Origin of the sequence: Pseudomonas sp. FP2335 (assembly GCF_030687535.1) — a bacterium.
Taxonomy (GTDB): Bacteria; Pseudomonadota; Gammaproteobacteria; order Pseudomonadales; family Pseudomonadaceae; genus Aquipseudomonas.
In genome coordinates this window covers 1490411-1513508 of sequence record NZ_CP117437.1, presented here as the reverse complement: position 1 = coordinate 1513508, position 23098 = coordinate 1490411, and the positions used below count along the sequence as shown (strand labels likewise).

Here is a 23098-nt window from a genome sequence, read left to right as displayed (position 1 = left end):
CAGAAAGACCGAGGTGTCTGGATTTGGGGCGGCTTCGCCCCCCAGCGCGGGGCAAGCCCGCTCACTACAAGTTACAGGCGTTGGATGGTGACGGAACCTGCGGGACCCGCTGGTCCTGGTTGGCCTTCCAACCCAGGACGGCCCTTCTCGCCGCCATCGGCCTGATACACCAGGCACCCCTTGGACTGCCCGCCTTTGCCCGGCTTACCCGCCGCGCCCGCCAAACCACCCGCGCCACCGTCGACCCAGACCTTGATCTGCTGCGCCGGGAAGTCCTTTGGCAATTCGACCCGCACTTGCGCACCCGCCGCACCCGGCAAGCCATCACCACCGTTGTCGCCATTGGCGCCACGCCCGGCCGCGCCCCAGGTGCAGCCCGGGTCCACGCCGTTGGCACCGTCCAAACCGGCATAACCTTTGGCACCAGCACCACCACGGGCATCCACCGACAACTCATCGGCCGCCAATGATTGAATGCGCAAGGTCAGGTCGCGCCCGGCCTTGGCCGGTTTTTCATGGGTGCCGGGAGCGCCGCGCGAGGTGAACTGGCTGCCGTGGTCAAGTTGCGCATGGCGCACCTGCAATTGCAGCGCGGTATTACCCGGGACGATGGCGATACGCGCGTCACGCCCCAAGTGCAATTCATCCACCGTGACCTGGCTGATACTGGCCGGAATCAGCAACGTGCCGTAGTCCGCCACATCCAGGCGCTCCAATTGCAGCACGCTGGTGCTGTTGGGCAGGCGCATCAACGAGTTGGTTTCAACACTGACGCTCTGGGCCAGGGCAATGGGGCTGACCAACAGGGCCAACAGTAAAACCTTACGCATCTTGGGGCTCCCGAGTTTGTTCTAGTTTTTTCTTTGGACGCACAGTAACGACTTCTACCGGCGATTTGCCAGTGAAGGTTCAAAAAAGTTGGGAAAGGTCGGTTTCGGTAAAGATTGCCGGCAATGCCCCTGTGGCTCCCACAGGGGCAAGGGCTGTCAGCGGTTGATCTGGATTTCCACGCGGCGGTTCAACGCACGGCCTTCAGCGGTTTTGTTGTCGGCGACCGGATGGCTTTCGCCAGCCCCCGTTACCGAGACAAAACTGCTGCGCGGCACACCCGATTGGATGAGGTACTCGGTGACCGAATGCGCACGTTTTTCCGAGAGTTTCTGGTTGTAGGCGTCTTTGCCGACGCTGTCCGTATGACCACTGACCCGCAGTTGCGCGCCCGGTGCTTCTTTTTTCAGGCGGGTGGCGATGGTATCGAGCTTGGCTTTATCCGCCGCCGTCAACTTGGCCGAATCGAACTGGAACAACACATCGCGGATCACGATGGTTTCTTCCTTGACCACGACCACTTCCTCAACCACTGCCGCGACCGGCACCGGCGGGCAACCGTTGGCATCTACATGCACGCCCTTCGGCGTGCCCGGGCACTTGTCGCGGCTGTCCGGTACGCCATCGCCGTCCTCGTCGCCATCGCCATGCACCCAGCAATAGGCGCCGGCCATGCCGCCGACCAACAGCGCGCCATAGCCCGCGTAGGCCGAGCTTTCCGTTGCACCGATCGCCGCGCCGGTCACACCGCCAACGGCGGCGCAGGTGGGCCAATCGGTTTTTTGCAAGCCTGCGCAACCTGTCAATACGCCGGTTAGCAGAATCAAGGGCAGAGCTGTCCGCATGATGCTCATCTGATTTCTCCTGAGGGGATCGGCGGGGGCCGATGGGTGGAGTAAAGACCGCTCTTTTCATCTGCGCCAGTAGGCCGCACCCCCGGTTTCATTGAGGATCGCCGCCAGTGCCTGGCTTTTCGCAATCACCCGCTCTAGGCCAGCACGCTCAGCCGCGCTAGTCTCTATGGTCCTGATGTGAGGATCTGTGATGACCGCTGGTATTTCCGCTCGTACACCCCAACAAGCCTTGGCTGCCCTGCTCGACCTGCACCAGCCCAAGCGCCTGTTGCTGTTGGGGGCCAGCCAGTTCCCGGCGCTGGAGGCTTTTGAAGCCGAACACCCGGACACCCAAGTGTCCATCGCCCCACCCGGCCCCCTGCCCGCCGAACTGGCCGCGCAGCGTTTTGACCTGGCGCTGGTGGTCGACTGCCTGGAACACCTCTCAAAGGCACAAGGCCTGACCCTGCTCGGCGGCATCCGCAACCTCAATGCCAGCCGCATTGCGGTGCTGGTGGACCTCGGCGCGTGCCAATGGCAAGACACCGACTTCTTCTCCCTGGCCCTGCAGGCCGGCGAGCGTTTCCAGCGCGATGAGCAGGTTCTGACGCTGTTTACCTACGATCTGCTTGACTATAAACAGGTGCCGGACTGGCTCAACGCCCGGTTCTGGGCCAACCCGGAAAACTTCGGAAAGTATTGGTGGTAACCCGATGAGTACATCCATTTGCCCCTGCGGCAGTGGCAACCTGCTGGATGCCTGCTGCGGCCATTATCACGCCGGCCACCCGGCGCCCTGCGCCAGCGCGCTGATGCGTTCGCGCTACAGCGCCTATGTGCTGGGCCTGGTGGACTATCTGGTGGCAACCACCCTGCCCGCGCAACAGGCCGGCCTGGACCGTGACGCCATCGGCGCGTGGAGCGCCCAAAGCACCTGGCTGGGCCTGGAGGTGGAAAGCTCCGAGGTGTTCGGCGGCCAGCCGGAGCACGCGTTCGTGACCTTCACCGCCCGCTGGCATGACAGCACTGGCGAACACAGCCACCGCGAACAGTCTTCTTTCGTACAGAATGACGGGCGCTGGTACTTCATCGATCCGACCGTGGAGGTGAAGACCGGGCGCAACGATGCCTGTCTGTGTGGCAGCGGGCAGAAATTCAAGAAGTGTTGTTCCAGTTATCTCTAACCAACACAGGACAAACGCCATGCTTCGGATCTACAGCTTGATGCTGGCGTTAACCCTCGGCCTGAGCGGCTGCGCGTCGTGGTTCGAAGACGACGCGCCACCGCCCCACGTGTCCCTGGTGAAAGTCGAAGTGGTGCGGGCCAAGCTGTTGGAGCAGAAGTTCAAGCTGTACTTTCGCGTGGACAACCGCGACGACGCCGACCTGACCGTACGCGGCCTGGTCTACAAGGTCAGCCTGGACAACTTTGTGCTGACCGAAGGTGAATCCAACGAGTGGCTCACCGTGCCGCCCAGAGGCCATGCTTTTTTCAAGGTTTCGGTACGCACCAACCTCTGGCCACAGATCCGCGATGTGGTGCAGATGCTGAAAAACCCGAGCAAGCCAGTGCCCTATCGCCTTGAAGGCGAGCTGAAAACCGGATTATTCATCGGTTATGACGTGCAGGTGGCCCACAATGGCGAGATAATCCCCGGCGATTTTATTCCGGAGCGACATCAATGACTCAGCAACCCCATGTCCATGGTCCTGACTGCAACCACGATCACGATCACCATGATCACGACCACGGCCATGTCCACGGCCCGAACTGCGGCCACGCTCACCAGGAGCCGGTGCGCAACGCCTTGAAGGACGTGGGTCGCAACGATCCGTGCCCGTGCGGCAGCGCAAAAAAATTCAAGAAGTGCCACGGGGCGTAATACGCCACTTGAATCTGTAAGCGGGCTTGTGTGGGAGCGGGCTTGCTCGCGAAGGCGGTGTGTCAGTCACAGGTATTTCAACTGACCCGCCGCCTTCGCGAGCAAGCCCGCTCCCACATTGGATTGCATCTCAAATCAGGATTTGAGCTGAAACAACAGCTCAACCTCTAGCCCGCCACCGTCTCGATTCCTCAAGCTCAACCGCCCTTCATGCGCCCAGGCTTAGCCCAGCACATCACGGGAGTTGATCACCGTGGCGTATTCGCCGTGCAGGTTGCCCAGGGACATGGCGTGCACCAACTCGGCGGGGTGCGGCGCACCGAAAAAGTCCGGTTTGTCGAAGGTGTAGCACGCGTCCTCAATCACCCAGGTATCAAACCCGAGGTTGCCGCCAGTGCGGGCGGTGGCTTCCACCGAGTTGTGAGTGGCCACGCCCACCAGCACCAATTGCACGATGCCGGCCGCGCGCAACTGCGCTTGCAGCGGCGTACCGCTGAAGGCATCCGGTACGCGTTTTTGAATCAATTGCTCGCCGGGCGCAGGCACGCAATTGTCCTGGAACTCGACGCCGGACTGCCCAGGCCAGAACACCGAGTCCGGCAAATGGGACAAATGCTGCACATGGATCACCGGGCGCCCGGTACTGCGCCAATGCCGCAACAGCGCCTGGATGCGTTCTTCGGCCTGTGGGTTATTACGCCGCCCCAGCTTGGGGTGATGAATGCCTTTTTGCTGATCAATCACGATCAGCGCCGCGTCCTGTCGAAATGTCATAACGATAGACCTAAATGTTTCATTGAATTTTCGCGCTCCCAGCATCACCTATTCCTACAGCCATTCGCGCACTTGGAGAGCGTCATGATCGACTTGTACTACTGGACTACCCCCAACGGTCACAAAGTATCACTGTTCCTGGAAGAAGCCGGCCTGCCTTATGAGGTGCATCCGATCAATATCGGCCAGGGCGACCAGTTCAAGCCGGACTTCCTGAAGATCGCTCCCAACAACCGCATTCCGGCCATCGTCGATCATCAACCGAGCGATGGTGGCGCGCCGATTTCGTTGTTCGAATCCGGCGCCATCCTGCTGTACCTCGCGGAAAAAACCGGCCAGTTCATTGCCAAGGACCTACGCGGTCGTCAGGAAACCCTGCAATGGCTGTTCTGGCAGATGGGTGGATTGGGGCCGATGGCCGGCCAGAACCATCACTTCAGCCAGTTCGCACCGGAAAAGATTCCCTACGCGATCAAGCGTTACGTGGATGAAACCGCGCGCCTGTACGGTGTATTGGACCGGCGCCTGGCAGACCGCGCGTTCGTCGCAGGCGAGGACTACAGCATTGCCGACATGGCCATCTATCCGTGGATCGTTTCCCACAAGTGGCAGAGCCAGCGGTTGGAAGATTTCCCCCATGTGCAGCGTTGGTTCAACAGCATCAAGGAGCGGCCGGCGACAGTGCGGGCCTACGAACTGGTGCAGAAAGTGAATCCGCCCAAGGCCTGACCCCAAAGCATTTGATTTGAGCCCGTCTCAAGATCTGATGCTTTCCCCAAACTCCTGCTTGCGTCGTTCCACCGCGCTCACTAACGTAGCGCCTTTACTGACGCTACCCCCCGCAGGAGCTTTGCCATGGCCTCGCCAGCCCTCTCACATTTTCTTCCCCGGTTCGGCGTTGCCGCGGCAGTGGCCAGTGCATTAAGCCTGGCCGGCTGCCAACTCCAGAGCATCCAGGACACCCTGCCGCCGGTCGCCGGCGTGCAACCGATCAAAGGCCTGGCACAGAATGTGTCGGTGCGTCGCAATGCCCAGGGCATGCCGTTGATCGAAAGCAACACCTTCCATGACGCGCTGTTCAGCCTCGGTTATGTACATGCCAGTGACCGCATCACCCAGATGGTCACGTTGCGCCTGCTGGCCCAGGGCCGTCTGGCGGAGATGTCCGGTCCCGATGTGCTGGATGCCGACCGGTTCATGCGTGCGGTCAACCTGAAAAAAAGCGCCGGCGAGCTGTATAACGCCTCCTCGCCACGCCTCAAGCGGTTCTTCGAGGTGTACGCGCGCGGCGTCAACGCCTACCTGTTCCGCTACCGCGACAAGCTGCCGCCGGACCTCGCCCAGACCGGCTACAAGCCCGAGTACTGGAAACCGGAAGATTCGGCGCTGTTGTTCTGCCTGTTGAATTTCAGCGAGTCGGCCAACCTGCAGGAAGAAATCGCTTCCCTGGTGCTGGCGCAGAAAGTCGGCGTCGACAAACTCGCCTGGCTCACCCCGAGCGCGCCGGATGAAGCGATCCCGCTGGCCGAAGCCGAAAAACTCAAAGGGGTCAACCTGGGCCAGATCACCGGCCTCGCCGGGCTGGACACGGTCAGCCAGCAACTGAACCGCCTCAACGCCCTGGCCGTGACCACCTCGAGCAACTGGGCGATTGGCCCGCAACGCAGCCGCAGCGGCAAAAGCCTGCTGGCCAACGACCTTGCCGCCCAGCCGCAAGCGCCGTCGCCGTGGAGCTACGTGCAGATCCGCGCGCCGAAATACCAGGCGGTCGGTGCCTCGATTGCCGGTCTGCCGACCCTGTTGTCCGGCTTCAACGGCAAAGTCGCGTGGAGCATGAGCACGGTCAAGGGCGACACCCAGGACCTGTTCCTGGAGAAGGTCAAACGTCAAGGCAGCGCGTTGTACTACGAGAACAACGGCAAATGGCTACCGGCCGCTGTGCGTAACGAAACCTTCTTCGTCAAAGGCCAACGCTCGATTCGCGAAGTGGTGTACGAAACCCGCCATGGTGCCCTGCTCAACAGCAGCCAGGCACTGACCAGCGGCCTGGGTCTGGCCTTGCAAACCGCCGACTTCAAGGACGACAAGAGCCTGGACGCGTTCTTCGACCTGTCCCGCGCACAAAACGCCGGCAAGGCCTCGGACGCGACCCGCGAGATTCGCGCCATCGCGTTGAACATGGTGTTTGCCGACGCCAGCAACATCGGCTGGCAAGTCACCGGCCGCTTCCCCAACCGCCGCGAAGGTGAAGGCCTGCTGCCCTCGCCGGGCTGGGACACGCGCTTTGACTGGGACGGTTACGCCGACGCAATGCTGCACCCTTACGACCAAGACCCGGCCCAAGGCTGGATCGGCACCGCCAACCAGCGCACCGCACCACGCGGTTATGGCATGCAGCTGTCCAACTCCTGGGACGCGCCCGAGCGCAGCGAGCGCCTGGCGCAACTGGCCAATGCGGGCAAGCATGACACCCGCAGCATGATCGCCATGCAGTACGACCAGACCACCACCTTCGCCGCCAAGCTCAAGAGCATGTTCCAGGCGCCAGGCATGGCCCAGCCGCTGAAACAGGCGATTGACGCCCTGCCGGCAGCCGAGCAGGCCAAGGCCCGCGAGGCGTTGAGCCGCTTGATGGGGTTCGATGGGCGCCTGGTGTCCACCTCCGCCGACGCGGCGCTCTACGAACTGTTCCTGCAAGAAAGCACCAAGCAGATCTTCCTCGATGAACTCGGCCCGGAAAACAGCGCCAGCTGGAAGGCGTTTGTCAGCAACGCCAGCCTGTCCTACGCCGCCCAGGCCGACCACCTGTTGGGCCGTGAAGATAGCTCGCTCTGGGACGACATCCGGACCCCGCAGAAAGAAGACAAACCGGCAATCCTCGCCCGTAGCCTGGCCGCGGCGATCAGCGCCGGCGACAGCCAACTGGGCAGCGATCACAAGGCCTGGCAGTGGGGCAAGTTGCACAGCACCACCTGGAAAAACGCCGGGGGCCAGGTGATTCGAGGCCCATTGGCATCCGGTGGCGACCACAACACCCTGAACCCGGCACCGTACAACTGGGGGCAGGACTTCACTACCACCCAGGTGCCGGCGCTGCGCATGATCGTCGACTTCGGCCAAGTGGAACCGATGACAGGCCAGGGTGGCATCGGCCAATCCGGCAACCCCGCCAGCCCGAACTATGCCAACGGCATCGACCCATCGCTCAAGGCGCAATACCTGAGCTTCCCGATGCAGCCGCAGAACTTTGACAAGGTGTACGGGAAGACGCGGCTAACCCTGACCCCAGGCAAATAACCCCGCCCCCCTACGAAGGGCAGCCCCGCTGTAGTGAGCGGGCTTGCCCCGCGCTGGGTGGCGAAGCCGCCCCAAACGGTCCGCCGCGGTGTTTCAGGAAAACCGAGGCGCCTGGATTTGGGGCGGCTTCGCCACCCAGCGCGGGGCAAGCCCGCTCACTACAACAGCCCTCCGACATTTTCAGGTGCGCCCGACCCAAGACGGTGCGCTGATTTTCCAATGCCCAATTTCGGGCATCTCCTACACTCAGAAGTATTCCTTCGTACCTTTTAAAACGACTATTCGGAACTATGGTTCAGAAATTGCTATGGGTGTTGGGTCTGACACCGTTCAGTAACAGTCCTAAACGCGCCACAAGCGCTTATCTTGGTTTCAAGGGATTACATAATGAAAAAAGCATTGCTGACCCTTTCTGCACTGGCTCTGTGCATGGCCGCAGGTTCCGCCTTGGCCAAGGAATACAAGGAATTGCGTTTTGGTGTCGATCCGTCCTACGCGCCGTTCGAATCCAAAGCCGCCGACGGCAGCCTGGTGGGCTTCGACATCGACCTGGGCAATGCGATCTGCGCGGAGCTGAAGGTCAAGTGCAAGTGGGTCGAAAGTGATTTTGACGGCATGATTCCGGGCCTCAACGCCAACAAATTCGACGGTGTGATTTCGTCGATGACCGTGACCACCGCCCGTGAAAAGGCGATCGACTTCTCCAGCGAGCTGTTCTCCGGCCCGACGTCCCTGGTGTTCAAGAAAGGCGCCGGCTTCTCCACCCCGGAGTCGCTCAAGGGCAAATCCGTGGGCTATGAGCAAGGCACCATCCAGGAGGCCTACGCCAAGGCCGTGCTGGACAAGGCCGGTGTGACCACCAAGGCCTACGCCAACCAGGACCAGGTGTACGCGGACCTGACCTCCGGCCGCCTCGACGCCTCGGTGCAGGACATGCTGCAAGCCGAACTGGGCTTCCTGAAGTCGCCGGCCGGTGCCGGTTATGAAGTCAGCGCGGCCATCGATGACCCACTGCTGCCGTCCAAAACTGCGATCGGTATCAAAAAAGGTAACAAAGACCTCAAGGCCTTGCTCGATAAAGGTATCAAAGCGTTACACGATGATGGCACCTACGCCACCATCCAGAAGAAACACTTCGGCGACCTGAACCTGTACAGCGGTAAATAACACCCTGGCGCCCACCCCTTTGCGGTGGGCGCTTTTTTATCGCCATAGGTCCTGAAGTCATGTTTGAAGATCTTTTACAAACCCTGGGGCTGGGTGCCTTCAGCTTGAAGGGGTTCGGCCCGCTGTTGCTGCAAGGCACATGGATGACCGTGAAGTTGTCGGTCGCTTCCCTGGCCGTCAGCGTCCTGCTTGGCCTGCTCGGCGCCAGCGCGAAGCTGTCCAGCCTGCGCCTGCTGCGTATCCCCGCCCAGCTCTACACCACCTTGATCCGCGGCGTACCCGACCTGGTGCTGATGCTGCTGATTTTCTACAGCCTGCAAATCTGGCTGACCGGTTTTACCGACTTTATGGAATGGGACTACATCGAGATCGACCCATTCAGCGCCGGGGTCATCACCCTGGGCTTTATCTACGGTGCTTACTTCACCGAAACCTTTCGCGGCGCGATCCTCGCCGTGCCCCGCGGCCAGCTGGAGGCGGCGACAGCCTACGGGCTCAAGCGCGGGCAGCGGTTCCGCTATGTCACCTTTCCGCAGATGATGCGCTTTGCCCTGCCGGGCATCGGCAACAACTGGATGGTGATGCTCAAGGCCACCGCGCTGGTGTCGATCATCGGCCTGGCAGACCTGGTCAAGGCGGCCCAGGATGCGGGCAAGAGCACCTATCAACTGTTCTATTTCCTGGTGGTCGCCGCGCTGATCTACCTGTTGATTACCAGCGCCTCCAACTTCGTGTTGCGCAGGCTTGAGCGGCGCTACTCCGCCGGGGCCCGGGAGGCCGTGCGATGATCGAACTCCTGCAGCAATACTGGCGGCCGTTCCTGTACAGCGACGGCCAGCACATCACCGGCCTGGCAATGACCATGTGGTTGCTCAGCGCCTCGCTGGTGATTGGTTTCCTCGTGTCGATCCCGCTGTCCATCGCACGCGTCTCGCGCAAGCGCCTGGTGCGCTGGCCGGTGCAGTTCTACACCTACCTGTTTCGTGGCACGCCGCTCTATATTCAGTTGCTGATCTGCTACACCGGCATCTACAGCATCGCGGCAGTGCGCGAACAACCGTTGCTGGATGCGTTCTTTCGCGATGCGATGAACTGCACCATCCTCGCCTTCGCCCTCAACACCTGTGCCTACACCACCGAGATCTTTGCCGGGGCGATCCGCAGCATGGCCCACGGCGAAGTCGAAGCGGCCAAGGCCTACGGTCTGAGCGGTTGGAAGCTGTATGCCTACGTGATCATGCCCTCGGCCCTACGCCGTTCGCTGCCGTACTACAGCAACGAAGTGATCCTGATGCTGCATTCGACCACGGTGGCATTTACCGCGACGGTGCCGGACATTCTCAAGGTGGCCCGGGACGCCAATTCGGCTACCTACATGACCTTTCAATCATTCGGCATCGCTGCGCTGATCTACCTGACCGTGACCTTCGCCCTGGTTGGTCTGTTTCGCCTGGCAGAGCGCCGCTGGCTGGCCTTTCTCGGGCCGAGCCACTAAGGAGTCGCAATGCGTCATCAGATTCATCAACTGATTGCGCCGGTGCCAGGTACGGCGCGGCAGATTCACAGTTTCCACTTCGGGCCCGCAGAGGCCGAGGGCAAAATCTATATCCAGGCGTCGCTGCATGCCGACGAACTGCCGGGCATGCTGGTGGCCTGGCACCTGAAGGTGCGCCTGGCCGAGTTGGCCGCGGCCGGGCGTCTGCGCAGTGAGATTGTGCTGGTGCCGGTGGCCAATCCGGTGGGCCTGGAACAGGTGCTGATGGATATTCCATTGGGCCGCTACGAGCTGGAGAGCGGGCAGAACTTCAATCGCCTGTTCGTCGACCTCAGTGAAGCCGTCGGTACTCAGGTCGAGGCGTTGCTCAGCGACGACCCGCAGCACAACGTGCGGGTGATCCGTGCTGCCCTGTGCGACGCGTTGGCGGCGCAGACTGCTGCGACCCAGTTGCAATCCCAACGCCTGGCATTGCAGCGCCTGGCTTGCGATGCCGACATAGTGCTGGACCTGCATTGCGACTTCGAAGCCGTGGCGCACCTGTACACCACGCCCGAAGCGTGGCCGCAAGTGGAGCCGTTGGCGCGCTATATCGGCTCGGAGGCCAACTTGCTCGCCACCGACTCCGGTGGGCAATCCTTCGATGAATGTTTCACCCTGGTCTGGTGGCAGTTGCAGCAACGCTTCGGCGAGCGCTTCCCGATACCCATGGGCAGCTTTTCGGTGACCGTCGAACTGCGCGGCCAGGGCGATGTGAACCACGGCCTGGCCAGCCTCGACTGCCAGGCGATCATCGACTACCTGATCCACTTCGGCGCCATTGCCGGCGATGTCGCCCCGCTGCCCGACCTGCCCTACCCGGCCACGCCGCTGGCCGGTGTCGAGCCGGTGGCTACGCCGGTTGGCGGCCTGCTGGTGTTCAGCGCCCTGCCCGGCGAATACCTGGAGGCCGGGCAACTGATCGCCGAAATCATCGACCCTATTACCGACCGCGTAACGCCCGTGCACTGCCAGAAGGCCGGCCTGCTTTACGCCCGTTCGCTACGCCGCATGGCCACTGCCGGGATGGTCATCGGCCATGTCGCAGGCACCGAGGCCTACCGCAGCGGCTATCTACTTTCGCCTTGAGGATGCACGCCCCATGTACAAATTGACCGTTGAAGGCCTGCATAAAAGCTATGGCGACAATGAGGTGCTCAAAGGTGTTTCGCTCAAGGCCAAGACCGGTGACGTGATCAGCCTGATCGGCGCCAGCGGCTCGGGTAAGAGTACCTTTCTGCGCTGCATCAACTTCCTGGAGACCCCCAACGACGGCGCCATGACCCTGGATGGCAAGCCCATCCGCATGGTCAGCGACCGCCACGGCATGCGCGTGGCCGACGACGCCGAGTTGCAGCGCCTGCGCACGCGCCTGGCGATGGTGTTCCAGCACTTCAACCTGTGGAGCCACATGAGCGTGCTGGAAAACATCACCATGGCCCCGCGCCGGGTGCTGGGCTGCAGCAAGAAGGACGCCGAGGAGCGCGCCCGTCGTTATCTGGACAAGGTCGGCCTGCCGGCACGGGTGGCCGATCAATACCCGGCGTTTCTCTCCGGCGGCCAGCAGCAACGGGTCGCCATCGCCCGCGCCCTGGCGATGGAACCTGAGGTGATGCTGTTCGACGAACCCACTTCGGCCCTCGACCCGGAGCTGGTGGGCGAAGTGTTGAAAGTGATCCAGGGCCTGGCCGAGGAAGGCCGCACCATGATCATGGTGACCCACGAGATGAGCTTTGCACGCAAGGTGTCGAGCCAGGTGCTGTTCCTGCACAAGGGCCTGGTGGAAGAGCAAGGCGCGCCGGCGGATGTGCTGGGCAATCCGCAGAGCGAGCGCTTGCAGCAGTTCTTGAGTGGCAACTTGAAGTAAACCTTTGCGCGCCCAGGAAGGTCTGTGCAATAGACCTTCCAGAGTGTCAGCGCGCCCATGGCAAAACCTACCGACTACGCCAAGCATTGGTTTGCCGCCAAGGGTTGGAAGCCGTTCGCTTTTCAAAAAGATGTGTGGGCGGCGGTCAGGAGCGGCCAGTCGGGGCTGCTGCACGCCAGCACTGGCGCCGGTAAGACCTACGCCCTGTGGTTTGCTGCCCTCAACCGCTTTGCCATCTCGCGCCCGCCCGCGACCGGCAAGCGTAAACCCCTTGCCGAACCGCTGAGCGTGCTGTGGATCACGCCGATGCGCGCCCTGGCCGCCGACACAGCCCGTGCCCTCGAAGCGCCGCTGGAGTCACTACAGATTCCGTGGAGCGTCGGCCTGCGCACCGGCGACACCAGCAGCAGCGAACGCGCACGCCAGACCCGGCGCCCGCCCACCGCACTGGTCACCACCCCGGAAAGCCTGACCCTGATGCTCGCCCGTGCCGACAGCGAAACGAGCCTGGCGCACCTGCGCATGGTCATAGTGGATGAATGGCATGAATTGATCGGCAACAAGCGCGGCGTCCAGTTGCAACTGGCGCTGGCACGGCTGCGACGCTGGCATCCCGAACTGATGGTGTGGGGGATTTCCGCCACGCTGGGCAATCAATCCCACGCCTTGGAAGTGTTGGTCCCACAGGGCGGCGGGATCAATGTGCAGGGGCAAACAGCCAAGCAGCTGAAGGTCGACACCTTGCTGCCAGCGCACGCCGAACGCTTTCCCTGGGCCGGGCATATCGGCCTGAAGATGTTGCCCCAGGTGCTGGCGGAAATAGACGCCAGCAGCAGTTGCCTGGTGTTTACCAATACGCGGGCGCAGTCGGAAATCTGGTTCCAGGCATTGCTGGATGCGCGTCCCGATTGGGCCGGGGTGATTGCACTGCACCATGGTTCACTGTCGCGGGAAACCCGAGACTGGGTAGAGCGGGCGTTGAAAGACGGCCAGCTCAAGGCGGTGGTCTGCACCTCCAGCCTGGACCTGGGGGTGGATTTTTTGCCGGTAGAGCGTGTGCTGCAGATTGGCTCGGCCAAAGGCGTCGCACGCCTGATGCAGCGCGCTGGGCGCTCGGGGCATGCGCCGGGTCGGCCGTCGCGAGTGACGCTGGTGCCGACCCACAGCCTGGAACTGGTGGAAGCGGCGGCGGCCCAGGATGCAATTGCCCAGCGGCGTATTGAAGCGCGGGAGTCGCCCTACAAGCCATTGGACGTGCTCGTACAACATTTGGTGAGCATGGCGTTGGGCGGCGGCTTCACGCCGGATGCGCTGCTGGAAGAGGTACGCGGCACCTGGGCTTATCGCGACCTCGGTAAAGAGGATTGGGGCTGGGCGCTGGGATTTGTGCGGCATGGCGGTCTGTCCCTGACCGCCTATCCCGATTACCGCCGGGTGGAACCCGATGAACAGGGCATCTGGCGTGTCCCTGATGCACGACTGGCGCGGCGTCACCGCATGAGTGTGGGCACAATCGTCAGCGACGCCAGCATCCAACTGAAATTCTGGAGCAAAGGCGGCGGGGGCAAGAACCTGGGCAGTGTCGAGGAAGGTTTTATTGCGCGGCTCAAGCCAGGTGATGGCTTCCTGTTTGCCGGACGCTTGCTCGAGCTGGTCCGCGTGGAAAACATGACCGCCTATGTACGCCGCAGCAGCGCGAAAAAAGCCGCCGTACCGCGCTGGAACGGCGGGCGCATGCCACTCTCCAACGAGCTGGCACAGGCCGTGGTGGCACGCTTTGACGCGGCGGCCCAGGGGCACTTTGACGGCCCTGAAATGCGCGCGGTGCAACCTTTGCTACAGACGCAGTTGCACTGGTCCGGCCTGCCGACGCGCACATGCTTACTGGCCGAAGCACTCAAATCCCGCGAGGGCTGGCACCTGTTCCTCTACCCGTTCGGCGGGCGCCAGGTGCACCAGGGGTTGGCCGGTTTGCTGGCGTGGCGGGTCAGCCAGGGGCAACCCGTGACCTTCTCGATTGCGGTGAACGACTACGGGTTGGAGCTACTGAGTGCTACCGAGGTGGATTGGCCTGCATTGTTGAACAGCGCATTGCTGAGCCCCGAGAACCTGCGCCACGACGTGGCCGCCAGCCTGAATGCCGGTGAGTTGGCCTTGCGCCGCTTTCGTGAGATCGCGCGCATCGCCGGGCTGGTGTTTGCCGGTTACCCCGGCGCACCGAAAAGCACGCGGCAGGTGCAGGCGTCCAGCGGGCTGTTCTTCGAGGTGTTCAAGCAATATGACCCACAGAACCTGTTGCTGACCCAGGCGGGGGAAGAAGTCCTGCGTGACGAGCTGGATATGCGGCGGCTGGAAGAGACCTTGTGCCATCTGTCGACACTGAAGCTGGATTTGCACTTGATCGAACGCCCGACGCCACTGGCGTTCCCATTGCTGGTGGAGCGAATGCGCGAAAGCATGAGCTCGGAAAAGCTCTCGGCGCGCATCGCACGGATGGTCAAGGACCTGGAAAAGGTCGCGGATAACAGGAAGCGTTGATGGTTTGCAAGGTGCTGCTGGAAGGTGAATGGCTATGGTTGCTGGCGGACAAGGCGGTTTACTGGCCCGCGCGGCGGTGCCTGTTGATTGCCGATGCACATTTTGGCAAAGCCTCGGCCTATCGCAGCCTGGGGCAGCCAGTGCCCGAGGGGACGACAACAGCCAATCTGGCACGCCTGGATCGACTGTTGTCGGCGTATGCCTGTGAGCAGTTGATCTTTCTTGGCGACTTCTTGCACGGCCCTGGGTCACAGGCCAGTGGCACCCTGAACGCAATGAGGGCCTGGCGTGAGCGCAATGCTGCCCTGGAGATGACCTTGATTCGTGGCAATCACGATAAACGCGCAGGCGACCCACCCGCCGACTTGAGGATCGACGTGGTGACTGAGCCACTGCTGATGGGGCCTTTCGCCTTGCAACACGAACCGCACGCCCACCCCGTTCACCACGTGCTGGCAGGGCATGTGCATCCGGTGTATCGGCTGCGTGGCAAAGGGCACCAGAGCCTGCGGCTGCCCTGCTTCCAGATCGGGGGGCGGATCAGTCTGTTGCCAGCGTTCGGCGCATTCACCGGGGGGCATGGGGTGGAGCAGGACAATGATCGCCGAATCTATGTGATTGGCGATCATGAAGTCTGGCCACTGGGCTAGATGTCAGACAACGGGAGCGGGAGGCGGCTCGTCCGGCAGGGTTGGAACACCGTTTTCATCGGGCTGCTCGGGTTGACCTGGGGCGGGGTCAGGATCCGGCTGCCCCGGCACTCCCCCATCGAAGGATGGGTTTGCCATCAGGGACCAGGCCATGACACCAATCTGGTTGGGTTCAAGCCGGGCAAGTTCGGCGCTGATTCGCGGGTCGATCTTCATAAGGTACTCCTCAAGCGTGGCCCGGCGCGTTGTGCACGCGCCGAGGCAGTACACCCAATAGAGTGCCTACCCGCTGACAAATTCCCTTTACGTGTAAGACCTTTCGATCAAGCGCGTGGGAGGGTAACGCCGCGCTGGCCCTGGTACTTGCCTGCACGGTCTTTATAGGACACTTCACAAGCCTCGTCGGACTGCAGGAACAGCATCTGTGCCACACCTTCGTTGGCATAGATCTTCGCCGGCAACGTGGTGGTGTTGGAGAACTCCAGGGTCACGTGACCTTCCCACTCGGGCTCAAGCGGCGTCACGTTGACGATGATGCCGCAGCGCGCGTAGGTGCTCTTGCCCAGGCAGATGGTCAGCACGTCGCGGGGAATGCGGAAGAACTCCACGGTGCGCGCCAGGGCGAAGGAGTTTGGCGGAATGATGCACACGTCGCTCTTGACGTCGACGAAGCTCTTTTCGTCAAAGTTCTTCGGATCGACAATCGCCGAGTTGATGTTGGTGAACACCTTGAACTCATCGGCGCAGCGCACATCGTAGCCGTAGCTGGAAACACCGTAGGAAATCACCGGGGCATCGCCTTGACCACGGATCTGGCGCTCGACGAACGGTTCGATCATGCCGTGCTCTTGCGCCATGCGGCGAATCCACTTGTCCGATTTGATGCTCATGGCGGGTGTCCTGAATAGCGAGGTGGAAAAATTCTGTTGGGCATCTTACCGGGGCCGGCGTTGGGGTTCAAAGGGCGCCGGACTTTTCTTGACGATAGGCCTGCCTGCCGGAGGCCGCAGCCAGCGGGGCCGGGACCCGGCTCAGGGTGACCGATGGCAGTAAATACCACCGCCAGTCACGAAATTAGAGAAACCTTCGGAAATACCATTGGCACGTTCCGGAAAAAGGGTTAAGGTGGCGCCACTGTGCTGCTTGTGTCACTGAGAATCTCTACACGATATGTTGAATTTCGATCCAACCATCTCCAAGAATTTTTCCTGCTCTTTGCACTCAGTCTCGGCCAGGGCTTTTCCTGAGTCGCAGTTAACTTTGTCCAAGGAGATACACCATGTCTAATCGCCAAACTGGTACCGTTAAGTGGTTCAACGATGAAAAAGGCTTCGGCTTCATCACTCCACAATCCGGTGACGACCTGTTCGTTCACTTCAAAGCTATCCAATCCGACGGCTTCAAAAGCCTGAAAGAAGGCCAACAGGTTTCTTTCATCGCTACCCGCGGTCAGAAAGGCATGCAAGCTGAAGAAGTTCAAGTTATCTAACTTGTACTGACTTAGTCGAAAAGACCCCGCCCTTAAAAGCGGGGTTTTTTTATGCCTGGGATTTGGCATTGTCGCCGATGTAATGGCCAGGCAAAAAAATGTGGGAGCCAAACCTATGTGGGAGCTGGCTTGCCTGCAATAGCATCACCTTGGTGTCACTGACAAACCGAGGTACTGCTATCGCAGGCAAGCCAGCTCCCACACAAGCCTGGCTCCCACACTTTCAACGTGCGCCGCTATTGGAACAACGACTCACTCGACAAGCCATTCTTCTCCAGGATCTCACGCAAGCGCTTGAGGCCCTCCACCTGGATCTGCCGCACCCGCTCACGGGTCAAGCCGATTTCCAGGCCGACATCCTCCAAGGTACTGCTCTCATGGCCGCGCAGGCCGAAGCGGCGAATCACCACCTCACGCTGCTTGTCCGTAAGCTCGGATAACCACTGGTCAATGCTTTGCGACAGATCATCGTCCTGCAACAGCTCGCAAGGATCTGTGGGACGATCATCGGTCAAGGTATCCAGCAGGGTTTTATCCGAATCCGGACCCAGCGAGACGTCGACCGAAGACACGCGCTCGTTCAAGCCGAGCATGCGCTTGACCTCACCCACCGGCTTCTCCAGCAGGTTGGCGATCTCTTCAGGCGACGGTTCGTGATCGAGTTTTTGCGTAAGCTCACGTGCCGCCCGCAGGTAGACGTTAAGCTCCTTGACCACATGGATCGGCAACCGGATCGTGCGGGTCTGATTCATGATCGCCCGTTCGATGGTCTGGCGAATCCACCAGGTAGCGTAGGTCGAAAAGCGGAAGCCCCGCTCCGGATCAAACTTCTCCACCGCCCGGATCAAGCCGAGGTTGCCCTCCTCGATCAGGTCCAACAGGGATAGCCCACGATTGACATAGCGTCGGGCGATTTTCACCACCAGCCGCAGGTTGCTTTCAATCATGCGCTTGCGCCCAGCCGGATCACCTTTTTGCGACAAGCGCGCAAAATGGACTTCTTCTTCGGGAGTGAGCAGAGGGGAAAAGCCGATTTCATTGAGGTACAACTGGGTCGCGTCGAGCGCCCGGGTGTAGTCAATGTACTTGTGTTGCTTTAACGCAGTGGAGTTCTTGGATTTGGTGCGAACTGAAGGTGTTGCAGGTCCCTCATTCGACATCGAATCCTCAGCGATACCGGTCTCCATAAGGAGGACCTCATCGTCGATGTCAAACTCCGGCGCTTCTTTACTGAGAGCCATTGTTATAGTCCTTTGGTGAGTTCGACCTCAAGCTCAAGCATCGCCTTTATCCTTGGCAACGCTGGAGCCTGTTCCTTCTACGTGAGGGAACAGGCTGGCAACACATCAACGACGGGGTAGGAATTGCAGTGGATCTACAGGCTTCCCTTGGCGGCGAATCTCAAAGTGCAGTTTCACCCGGTCTGTACCAGTTGACCCCATTTCGGCAATTGTTTGTCCGACTTTGACTTGCTGCCCCTCCCGAACCAACAGCCTGCGGTTGTGACCGTAAGCACTGACGTAGGTATCGCTGTGTTTGATGATGACCAGCTCGCCGTAGCCCCGTAAACCACTCCCGGCGTACACCACTGTCCCATCAGACGCAGCTAAAACAGGCTGTCCCAAATCCCCGGCAATATCAATGCCTTTATTCAAACTGCCGTTTGAAGAGAATTTTCCAATAAGCACTCCGTTTGAGGGCCATCCCCAACCGGTCGGTGCAGGCCCTGCCGGAGGCAGCGGCGCAGAGGTCGGCTTGCTCGCAACCGCAGGCGCAGCGGTGCCTGCAGGCCGGGTGATGATCGTGGTTTTGCTCGAAGACGACGGCGACGAAGTGCTGTTTGTGACAACCGCAGCAGGCGTTGAGCCGGTGCGCCCGTCAAAGCGAATCGTCTGACCCGGATGTATCGTGTAGGGCACCGGAATATTGTTACGTGCTGCAAGCGCCTTGTAATCCCAGCCATAACGGAAGGCGATCGAGAACATCGTGTCGCCCTTGCGTACCACATATTGCCCGGTGGTCACCGTCGGCTTTTGCGGAGCCGCGCTATTGCGGTCGACCACCCGTGCGCCGCTGCTTGGCGAGCTGGAGCACGCCACCAGGGAGGAACTCAAGACAAGGCCAAGCACCAGTCGCTGAAAGCTTGTTTTACTCATACGCTGCGCAAGACCTGTGAGACTCACCCGCCGCTCCCTTTGTGGTGGCTGAACATGAACGCCTGTATCAGGCTTGAAATATGACGCAAGTATAACTGGGCATTGGCTTTTTTCCGGCACACGACTGAAACGAAACATTCAGCATGTTTAACCCGGATGGCCAATCATGTTGACTCAACAGGCCCCGGCATAAGACACATCCCGGCCAACAGAATTCACTGCCGGTAGACAAATGATCAGGCCAGCGGACCATTGAGCAACGGGACGAAGCGTACGGCGCCCAGCACATGCCGTGAAAACCCTTCGTCCTCACGGATAATGAGCATCAATTGTTGCACTTCGCCGGAGCCCACCGGGATGACCAACCGCCCACCAGGGGCCAATTGATCAAGCAAGGCTTGCGGCACATCGGTGGCCACGGCGGTGACGATGATGCCGTTGTAAGGCGCCAACGCCGGCCAGCCTTCCCAGCCGTCACCCCAGCGGAACACCACGTTGCGCAGGTTCAACTCTGCCAGGCGCTCCTTGGCGCGGTCCTGCAGGACCTTGATGCGCTCCACCGAGAACACCCGTTCCACCAACTGCGACAGCACCGCGGTCTGGTAGCCCGAGCCGGTGCCGATCTCCAGCACCTTGTCCAACGGCCCGGCCGCCAGCAGCAGCTCGCTCATGCGCGCGACCATGTACGGCTGGGAGATGGTCTGGTTGTGGCCGATGGGCAGCGCGGTGTCTTCATAGGCACGGTGCGCCAGGGCTTCATCGACAAACAGATGCCGTGGTGTACGGCGGATCACTTCCAGCACCTGGGCGTTGGACAAGCCCTCCTCGTACAGGCGCTGGATCAAACGCTCACGGGTGCGTTGGGAGGTCATCCCGATGCCGCGGCGCAGTAGGTCGTCTTGTTCACGGCCCATCAGTTCAGCGCCTCCAGCCAGCCATCGAGACTACTGAAGGCATCACTGAAGGTGCGATCAAGTTGCAACGGGGTAATCGATACATAACCTTGCATCACCGCGTGAAAGTCCGTGCCCGGGCCGCCATCTTCGGCATCGCCGGCGGCGGCGATCCAATAACCCTCCTTGCCGCGCGGATCGACCACCTTCAACGGCGCCGCCGCACGGGCACGATGGCCCAGGCGCGTCAGCTGGATGCCGCGGATATGGTCGAGGGGCAAATTGGGGATATTGACGTTGAGCACCGTTCGCGGCGGCAGGTCCAGGGAACCATGGGCCTCCACCAGCTTGCGCGCGAAATAGGCGGCAGTAGGCAGGTTGTCCAATTGGCGCGAAGCTAACGAGAAGGCAAACGAGGTCCGCCCCAGGAAGCGCCCTTCAAGGGCCGCCGCCACCGTGCCGGAATACAGCACGTCGTCACCCAGGTTGGCGCCGAGGTTGATGCCCGACACCACCAGGTCCGGCTCGTGCTCCAAGAGGCTGTTGATCGCCAGGTGGACACAGTCGGTGGGGGTGCCGTTCACGCTGATAAAGCCGTTGGCCAGAACCTGCGGGTGCAGCGGACGGTCGAGCGTCAGCGAACTGCTGGCGCCGCTCTTGTCCTGGTCGGGGGCAACCACCATGCACTCGGCATAATCTTCCAGCGCAGCATAGAGCGCGGCAAGACCGGGTGCGGTGGCACCGTCATCGTTTGATATCAGAATACGCATGGGCTGTCCGTCTGCCCCACCGGCACCAGATCAACAAGCTCGCGCACCAAGACAGTGGCGAAGCATCCGGCCGGCAGGACGAATTCCAATTGCAGAATGTCAGGACCGGGATAATGCCACGTCAACCCGCCAATGGGCAGTCGCAGAATGCGACGCTCCTGGCTCATGCCGGCATTCACCAGCCAATCGCGCAGGTCGGCTTCGCCGGCGGCAATGGCCTGTTCCAGCGCATGGGTTGCGCCTGAGGCGGGCGAGTCGCCCTCGCCCCACTGCGGCCCGGTGGGGTGCAGGTCCAGAATTGCCAGGCGCGGGTCGCTGCATTCAGCTTCGCCCGCCGGGAAAAAGCTGCGGCTGTCGGTAAACGCCAACAGGTCGCCGACTTGGGCACGCTGCCAGGAGCCGTCGGCAACACGCGCCGCCAGCACCTTGTTGAACAGGAAACTGCGGGCGGTGGACAACAGCCGCGAACGCACATTGCGCTGCTCCGGCAGGGCCTTGCGCGCAGCCCACTCGCGGGCGTCGACGACATTGCCGCCGTTGTGGCCAAAGCGCTGGGCGCCAAAATAATTGGGAATGCCGTGCTGGGCGATCAATTGCAAGCGCGCATCGATGGCGGCGGTGTCGCCAGCCAACTGGGTCAGGCGCAAGGTGAAGCCATTGGCCGAATGCGCACCGCGCTGCAGTTTGCGCTTGTGCCGTGCAGTCTTGAGGATCTTGAGGGTGTCGTTTTCTGCCGCGCTCATGTCCGGGTCGGCCTTGCCTGGCAGCTGCACGCTGAACCATTGGCGGGTCAGCGCCTGGCGATCCTTGAGCCCGGCATAACTGACGGTGCGCAACGGCACACCGGCGGCCTTGGCGATACGCCGAGCCGCTTCCTCAGTGTTCAGGCCGCGCTTTTCCACCCACAACCACAGGTGTTCGCCCTCGCCGGTCAGCGGGATGTCGAGTACCTCATCGACTTGAAAATCTTCCGCCGTCGCCTTCAGTACCGCGCTGCCCAAGGCCTCGCCATAGGCCCGTGGGCCCAACAGTTGCAGGTCGTTCATGCGCGCAGCAACAAGGCGACGGAGTGCACGGCGATGCCCTCTTCACGACCGGTAAACCCGAGCTTTTCGGTGGTGGTGGCTTTCACGTTCACTTGATCCAATTCTATTTGCAGATCCGCGGCGATCAGCGCGCGCATCGATTCGATATGGGGGGCCATTTTCGGCGCCTGGGCCACGATGGTGTTGTCGACGTTGGCGACCTTCCAGCCCTTGGCGTGGATCAGGCCGACCACATGCCGCAGCAGCACGCGACTGTCCGCACCCTTGAAGGTCGGGTCGGTGTCTGGAAAGTGTTTGCCGATGTCACCCAATGCCGCCGCGCCGAGCAAGGCATCGCTCAAGGCATGCAGCACGACATCGCCGTCGGAATGAGCCAGCAACCCGTGGTGATGCGCAATGCGCACGCCGCCCAGGGTGATGAAATCGCCTTCAGCGAAACGGTGCACATCGTAGCCGTGGCCAATACGCATAAAAAAACGCCCCGATTTAATTCAGGGCGTGATTCTACCTACTTTTGCCTCACATTAACCGAGCAAAGCACGGCCATGATGTCGCAAATGCTCTTCGATGAAGCTGGCGATAAAGAAGTAGCTGTGATCGTAGCCAGGCTGCAGGCGCAGTTCGAGCGGATGGTTGGCCGCTTTCGCAGCTTGCTGCAAGGCTTCGGGCTTGAGCTGCACCGCGAGGAAGTCGTCACGATCCCCCTGATCCACCAGCAACGGCAGCTTTTCCGAGGCTTCGCCGAGCAACACGCAGGCATCCCATTCGCGCCATTTGGAACGTTCTTCGCCGAGGTAGCGGGAGAAGGCTTTCTGGCCCCACGGGCAATCCATCGGGTTGTTGATCGGCGAAAACGCCGACACCGACAGGTAACGCCCAGGGTTGCGCAAAGCACACACCAGCGCACCGTGGCCGCCCATGGAGTGGCCGCTGATACCGCGTTTATCCGAAGCCGGGAAATGCGCTTCGACCAAAGCCGGCAACTCCTGCACCACGTAGTCATGCATCCGATAGTGCTTGGCCCAGGGTTCCTGGGTAGCGTTCAGGTAAAAGCCCGCACCGAGGCCGAAATCCCACGCGTTATCCGGATCACCCGGCACACCAGGGCCGCGTGGACTGGTGTCCGGCGCGACGATGATCAGCCCCAGCTCGGCGGCCATGCGCTGGGCACCGGCCTTCTGCATGAAGTTCTCATCGGTGCAGGTCAAGCCGGACAGCCAGTACAGCACAGGCAACTTGCCGCCCTGCTCCGCTTGCGGCGGCAGGTAGACGGCGAAGGTCATGTCGCAACCGAGCACATCGGAATGATGCTTGTAGCGTTTATGCCAGCCGCCGAAGCTCTTCTGGCACGACAGGTTTTCCAGACTCATGGC

General features: G+C 61.2%; 26 protein-coding genes. 14 read left to right on the top strand and 12 right to left on the bottom strand.

Features of this window, described 5'->3' with window-relative positions:
* Nucleotides 1–71: 71 nt before the first annotated feature.
* Together PSH81_RS06635 and PSH81_RS06630 are read right to left on the bottom strand one after the other, a co-directional pair.
* Nucleotides 72–830 (bottom strand): collagen-like protein, encoded by a 759-nt coding sequence (locus PSH81_RS06635; protein ID WP_305392201.1) that lies wholly within the window; start codon nucleotides 828–830, stop codon nucleotides 72–74.
* Between the two features lie 156 nt (nucleotides 831–986).
* Nucleotides 987–1682: an OmpA family protein gene (locus PSH81_RS06630; RefSeq protein ID WP_305392200.1), complete on the bottom strand. Its 696-nt coding sequence runs from the start codon at nucleotides 1680–1682 to the stop codon at nucleotides 987–989.
* Nucleotides 1683–1872: 190 nt separating this feature from the next.
* On the opposite strand from PSH81_RS06630, the gene PSH81_RS06625 reads away from it, so the two are divergent.
* Genes PSH81_RS06625 through PSH81_RS06610 form a run of 4 tightly spaced genes read left to right on the top strand, consistent with a single transcriptional unit; the run spans nucleotide 1873 to nucleotide 3544 of the window.
* Nucleotides 1873–2370 carry a DUF6231 family protein gene (locus PSH81_RS06625; RefSeq protein ID WP_305392199.1) on the top strand — a complete coding sequence of 166 codons (498 nt, stop codon included), beginning with the start codon at nucleotides 1873–1875 and terminating at the stop codon, nucleotides 2368–2370.
* Between the two features lie 4 nt (nucleotides 2371–2374).
* Entirely contained in the window at nucleotides 2375–2845 is a 471-nt protein-coding gene (locus tag PSH81_RS06620; RefSeq protein ID WP_192299320.1) for a YchJ family protein, read from the top strand.
* 19 nt (nucleotides 2846–2864) lie between these two features.
* Nucleotides 2865–3347 (top strand): LEA type 2 family protein, encoded by a 483-nt coding sequence (locus tag PSH81_RS06615; protein WP_192299321.1) that lies wholly within the window; start codon nucleotides 2865–2867, stop codon nucleotides 3345–3347.
* The gene (locus PSH81_RS06610) at nucleotides 3344–3544 is read left to right on the top strand and encodes an SEC-C metal-binding domain-containing protein (protein WP_026136698.1); all 201 of its coding nucleotides are present in this window, start codon (nucleotides 3344–3346) and stop codon (nucleotides 3542–3544) included. Before PSH81_RS06615 ends, PSH81_RS06610 begins: the two co-directional genes overlap by 4 nt.
* Nucleotides 3545–3766: 222 nt before the next feature.
* Here the strand turns inward: PSH81_RS06610 and PSH81_RS06605 are convergent, their stop codons facing one another.
* A complete protein-coding gene (locus PSH81_RS06605; protein ID WP_305392198.1) occupies nucleotides 3767–4318 on the bottom strand; it encodes a cysteine hydrolase family protein in 552 nt (183 codons plus the stop codon).
* 84 nt (nucleotides 4319–4402) lie between these two features.
* Here PSH81_RS06605 and PSH81_RS06600 point away from each other — a divergent pair, with 84 nt between their 5' ends.
* From PSH81_RS06600 to pdeM, 9 genes are all read left to right on the top strand, one after another.
* Nucleotides 4403–5047 (top strand): glutathione S-transferase N-terminal domain-containing protein, encoded by a 645-nt coding sequence (locus PSH81_RS06600; protein ID WP_192299323.1) that lies wholly within the window; start codon nucleotides 4403–4405, stop codon nucleotides 5045–5047.
* A gap of 126 nt (nucleotides 5048–5173) precedes the next feature.
* On the top strand, nucleotides 5174–7615 hold the full coding sequence (locus PSH81_RS06595; protein WP_305392197.1) for a penicillin acylase family protein: 2442 nt from the start codon (nucleotides 5174–5176) through the stop codon (nucleotides 7613–7615).
* Nucleotides 7616–8002: 387 nt separating this feature from the next.
* Entirely contained in the window at nucleotides 8003–8782 is a 780-nt protein-coding gene (locus tag PSH81_RS06590) for a transporter substrate-binding domain-containing protein (protein WP_017739082.1), read from the top strand.
* Nucleotides 8783–8841: 59 nt separating this feature from the next.
* Entirely contained in the window at nucleotides 8842–9570 is a 729-nt protein-coding gene (locus PSH81_RS06585) for an ABC transporter permease (RefSeq protein WP_192299325.1), read from the top strand.
* Nucleotides 9567–10277, top strand: coding sequence for an ABC transporter permease (locus PSH81_RS06580; RefSeq protein WP_192299326.1), 711 nt, complete (start codon nucleotides 9567–9569; stop codon nucleotides 10275–10277). Before PSH81_RS06585 ends, PSH81_RS06580 begins: the two co-directional genes overlap by 4 nt.
* 9 nt (nucleotides 10278–10286) lie before the next feature.
* A complete protein-coding gene (locus PSH81_RS06575) occupies nucleotides 10287–11405 on the top strand; it encodes a succinylglutamate desuccinylase/aspartoacylase family protein (protein WP_305392196.1) in 1119 nt (372 codons plus the stop codon).
* Between the two features lie 13 nt (nucleotides 11406–11418).
* Nucleotides 11419–12183 (top strand): ABC transporter ATP-binding protein, encoded by a 765-nt coding sequence (locus PSH81_RS06570; protein WP_192299328.1) that lies wholly within the window; start codon nucleotides 11419–11421, stop codon nucleotides 12181–12183.
* Nucleotides 12184–12240: 57 nt separating this feature from the next.
* On the top strand, nucleotides 12241–14721 hold the full coding sequence (locus PSH81_RS06565; RefSeq protein WP_305392195.1) for a ligase-associated DNA damage response DEXH box helicase: 2481 nt from the start codon (nucleotides 12241–12243) through the stop codon (nucleotides 14719–14721).
* Nucleotides 14721–15371 (top strand): ligase-associated DNA damage response endonuclease PdeM, encoded by a 651-nt coding sequence (gene pdeM, locus PSH81_RS06560; RefSeq protein ID WP_305392194.1) that lies wholly within the window; start codon nucleotides 14721–14723, stop codon nucleotides 15369–15371. Before PSH81_RS06565 ends, pdeM begins: the two co-directional genes overlap by 1 nt.
* 3 nt (nucleotides 15372–15374) lie before the next feature.
* On the opposite strand, the gene PSH81_RS06555 is transcribed toward pdeM, so the two are convergent.
* Complete coding sequence (locus tag PSH81_RS06555) at nucleotides 15375–15587, bottom strand: hypothetical protein (RefSeq protein WP_305392193.1); 213 nt, start codon at nucleotides 15585–15587, stop codon at nucleotides 15375–15377.
* 107 nt (nucleotides 15588–15694) lie between these two features.
* Nucleotides 15695–16261, bottom strand: coding sequence for a dCTP deaminase (dcd, locus tag PSH81_RS06550; RefSeq protein ID WP_010212421.1), 567 nt, complete (start codon nucleotides 16259–16261; stop codon nucleotides 15695–15697).
* 389 nt (nucleotides 16262–16650) lie between these two features.
* Here dcd and PSH81_RS06545 point away from each other — a divergent pair, with 389 nt between their 5' ends.
* On the top strand, nucleotides 16651–16860 hold the full coding sequence (locus PSH81_RS06545; protein WP_002554837.1) for a cold-shock protein: 210 nt from the start codon (nucleotides 16651–16653) through the stop codon (nucleotides 16858–16860).
* A 236-nt stretch (nucleotides 16861–17096) separates the two neighbouring features.
* On the opposite strand, the gene rpoS is transcribed toward PSH81_RS06545, so the two are convergent.
* From rpoS to fghA, 7 genes are all read right to left on the bottom strand, one after another.
* Nucleotides 17097–18101, bottom strand: a complete 1005-nt coding sequence (rpoS, locus tag PSH81_RS06540) for an RNA polymerase sigma factor RpoS (RefSeq protein WP_192299332.1) — start codon at nucleotides 18099–18101, stop codon at nucleotides 17097–17099.
* A gap of 105 nt (nucleotides 18102–18206) precedes the next feature.
* Entirely contained in the window at nucleotides 18207–19043 is an 837-nt protein-coding gene (locus PSH81_RS06535; RefSeq protein ID WP_192299333.1) for a peptidoglycan DD-metalloendopeptidase family protein, read from the bottom strand.
* Between the two features lie 209 nt (nucleotides 19044–19252).
* Nucleotides 19253–19888, bottom strand: a complete 636-nt coding sequence (locus tag PSH81_RS06530; RefSeq protein ID WP_177325361.1) for a protein-L-isoaspartate(D-aspartate) O-methyltransferase — start codon at nucleotides 19886–19888, stop codon at nucleotides 19253–19255.
* A 41-nt stretch (nucleotides 19889–19929) separates the two neighbouring features.
* Entirely contained in the window at nucleotides 19930–20679 is a 750-nt protein-coding gene (surE, locus tag PSH81_RS06525) for a 5'/3'-nucleotidase SurE (RefSeq protein WP_192299334.1), read from the bottom strand.
* Complete coding sequence (gene truD, locus PSH81_RS06520) at nucleotides 20667–21725, bottom strand: tRNA pseudouridine(13) synthase TruD (protein ID WP_192299335.1); 1059 nt, start codon at nucleotides 21723–21725, stop codon at nucleotides 20667–20669. The genes surE and truD overlap by 13 nt, the downstream gene beginning before the upstream one ends.
* Complete coding sequence (gene ispF / locus PSH81_RS06515; RefSeq protein WP_058412401.1) at nucleotides 21722–22195, bottom strand: 2-C-methyl-D-erythritol 2,4-cyclodiphosphate synthase; 474 nt, start codon at nucleotides 22193–22195, stop codon at nucleotides 21722–21724. Before ispF ends, truD begins: the two co-directional genes overlap by 4 nt.
* 54 nt (nucleotides 22196–22249) lie before the next feature.
* Entirely contained in the window at nucleotides 22250–23095 is an 846-nt protein-coding gene (fghA, locus tag PSH81_RS06510) for an S-formylglutathione hydrolase (protein WP_305392192.1), read from the bottom strand.
* Nucleotides 23096–23098 lie beyond the last annotated feature (3 nt).

Coding starts and splice junctions, on each gene's coding strand:
- PSH81_RS06625 (WP_305392199.1), top strand. CDS start 1,873: ATGACCGCTGGTATTTCCGCTCGTACACCCCAACAAGCCTTGGCTGCC.
- PSH81_RS06600 (WP_192299323.1), top strand. CDS start 4,403: ATGATCGACTTGTACTACTGGACTACCCCCAACGGTCACAAAGTATCA.
- dcd (WP_010212421.1), bottom strand. CDS start 16,261: ATGAGCATCAAATCGGACAAGTGGATTCGCCGCATGGCGCAAGAGCAC.
- surE (WP_192299334.1), bottom strand. CDS start 20,679: ATGCGTATTCTGATATCAAACGATGACGGTGCCACCGCACCCGGTCTT.
- rpoS (WP_192299332.1), bottom strand. CDS start 18,101: ATGGCTCTCAGTAAAGAAGCGCCGGAGTTTGACATCGACGATGAGGTC.
- PSH81_RS06545 (WP_002554837.1), top strand. CDS start 16,651: ATGTCTAATCGCCAAACTGGTACCGTTAAGTGGTTCAACGATGAAAAA.
- PSH81_RS06610 (WP_026136698.1), top strand. CDS start 3,344: ATGACTCAGCAACCCCATGTCCATGGTCCTGACTGCAACCACGATCAC.
- ispF (WP_058412401.1), bottom strand. CDS start 22,195: ATGCGTATTGGCCACGGCTACGATGTGCACCGTTTCGCTGAAGGCGAT.
- truD (WP_192299335.1), bottom strand. CDS start 21,725: ATGAACGACCTGCAACTGTTGGGCCCACGGGCCTATGGCGAGGCCTTG.
- pdeM (WP_305392194.1), top strand. CDS start 14,721: ATGGTTTGCAAGGTGCTGCTGGAAGGTGAATGGCTATGGTTGCTGGCG.
- PSH81_RS06605 (WP_305392198.1), bottom strand. CDS start 4,318: ATGACATTTCGACAGGACGCGGCGCTGATCGTGATTGATCAGCAAAAA.
- fghA (WP_305392192.1), bottom strand. CDS start 23,095: ATGAGTCTGGAAAACCTGTCGTGCCAGAAGAGCTTCGGCGGCTGGCAT.
- PSH81_RS06590 (WP_017739082.1), top strand. CDS start 8,003: ATGAAAAAAGCATTGCTGACCCTTTCTGCACTGGCTCTGTGCATGGCC.
- PSH81_RS06555 (WP_305392193.1), bottom strand. CDS start 15,587: ATGAAGATCGACCCGCGAATCAGCGCCGAACTTGCCCGGCTTGAACCC.
- PSH81_RS06620 (WP_192299320.1), top strand. CDS start 2,375: ATGAGTACATCCATTTGCCCCTGCGGCAGTGGCAACCTGCTGGATGCC.
- PSH81_RS06585 (WP_192299325.1), top strand. CDS start 8,842: ATGTTTGAAGATCTTTTACAAACCCTGGGGCTGGGTGCCTTCAGCTTG.
- PSH81_RS06575 (WP_305392196.1), top strand. CDS start 10,287: ATGCGTCATCAGATTCATCAACTGATTGCGCCGGTGCCAGGTACGGCG.
- PSH81_RS06570 (WP_192299328.1), top strand. CDS start 11,419: ATGTACAAATTGACCGTTGAAGGCCTGCATAAAAGCTATGGCGACAAT.
- PSH81_RS06580 (WP_192299326.1), top strand. CDS start 9,567: ATGATCGAACTCCTGCAGCAATACTGGCGGCCGTTCCTGTACAGCGAC.
- PSH81_RS06595 (WP_305392197.1), top strand. CDS start 5,174: ATGGCCTCGCCAGCCCTCTCACATTTTCTTCCCCGGTTCGGCGTTGCC.
- PSH81_RS06530 (WP_177325361.1), bottom strand. CDS start 19,888: ATGACCTCCCAACGCACCCGTGAGCGTTTGATCCAGCGCCTGTACGAG.
- PSH81_RS06630 (WP_305392200.1), bottom strand. CDS start 1,682: ATGAGCATCATGCGGACAGCTCTGCCCTTGATTCTGCTAACCGGCGTA.
- PSH81_RS06565 (WP_305392195.1), top strand. CDS start 12,241: ATGGCAAAACCTACCGACTACGCCAAGCATTGGTTTGCCGCCAAGGGT.
- PSH81_RS06635 (WP_305392201.1), bottom strand. CDS start 830: ATGCGTAAGGTTTTACTGTTGGCCCTGTTGGTCAGCCCCATTGCCCTG.
- PSH81_RS06615 (WP_192299321.1), top strand. CDS start 2,865: ATGCTTCGGATCTACAGCTTGATGCTGGCGTTAACCCTCGGCCTGAGC.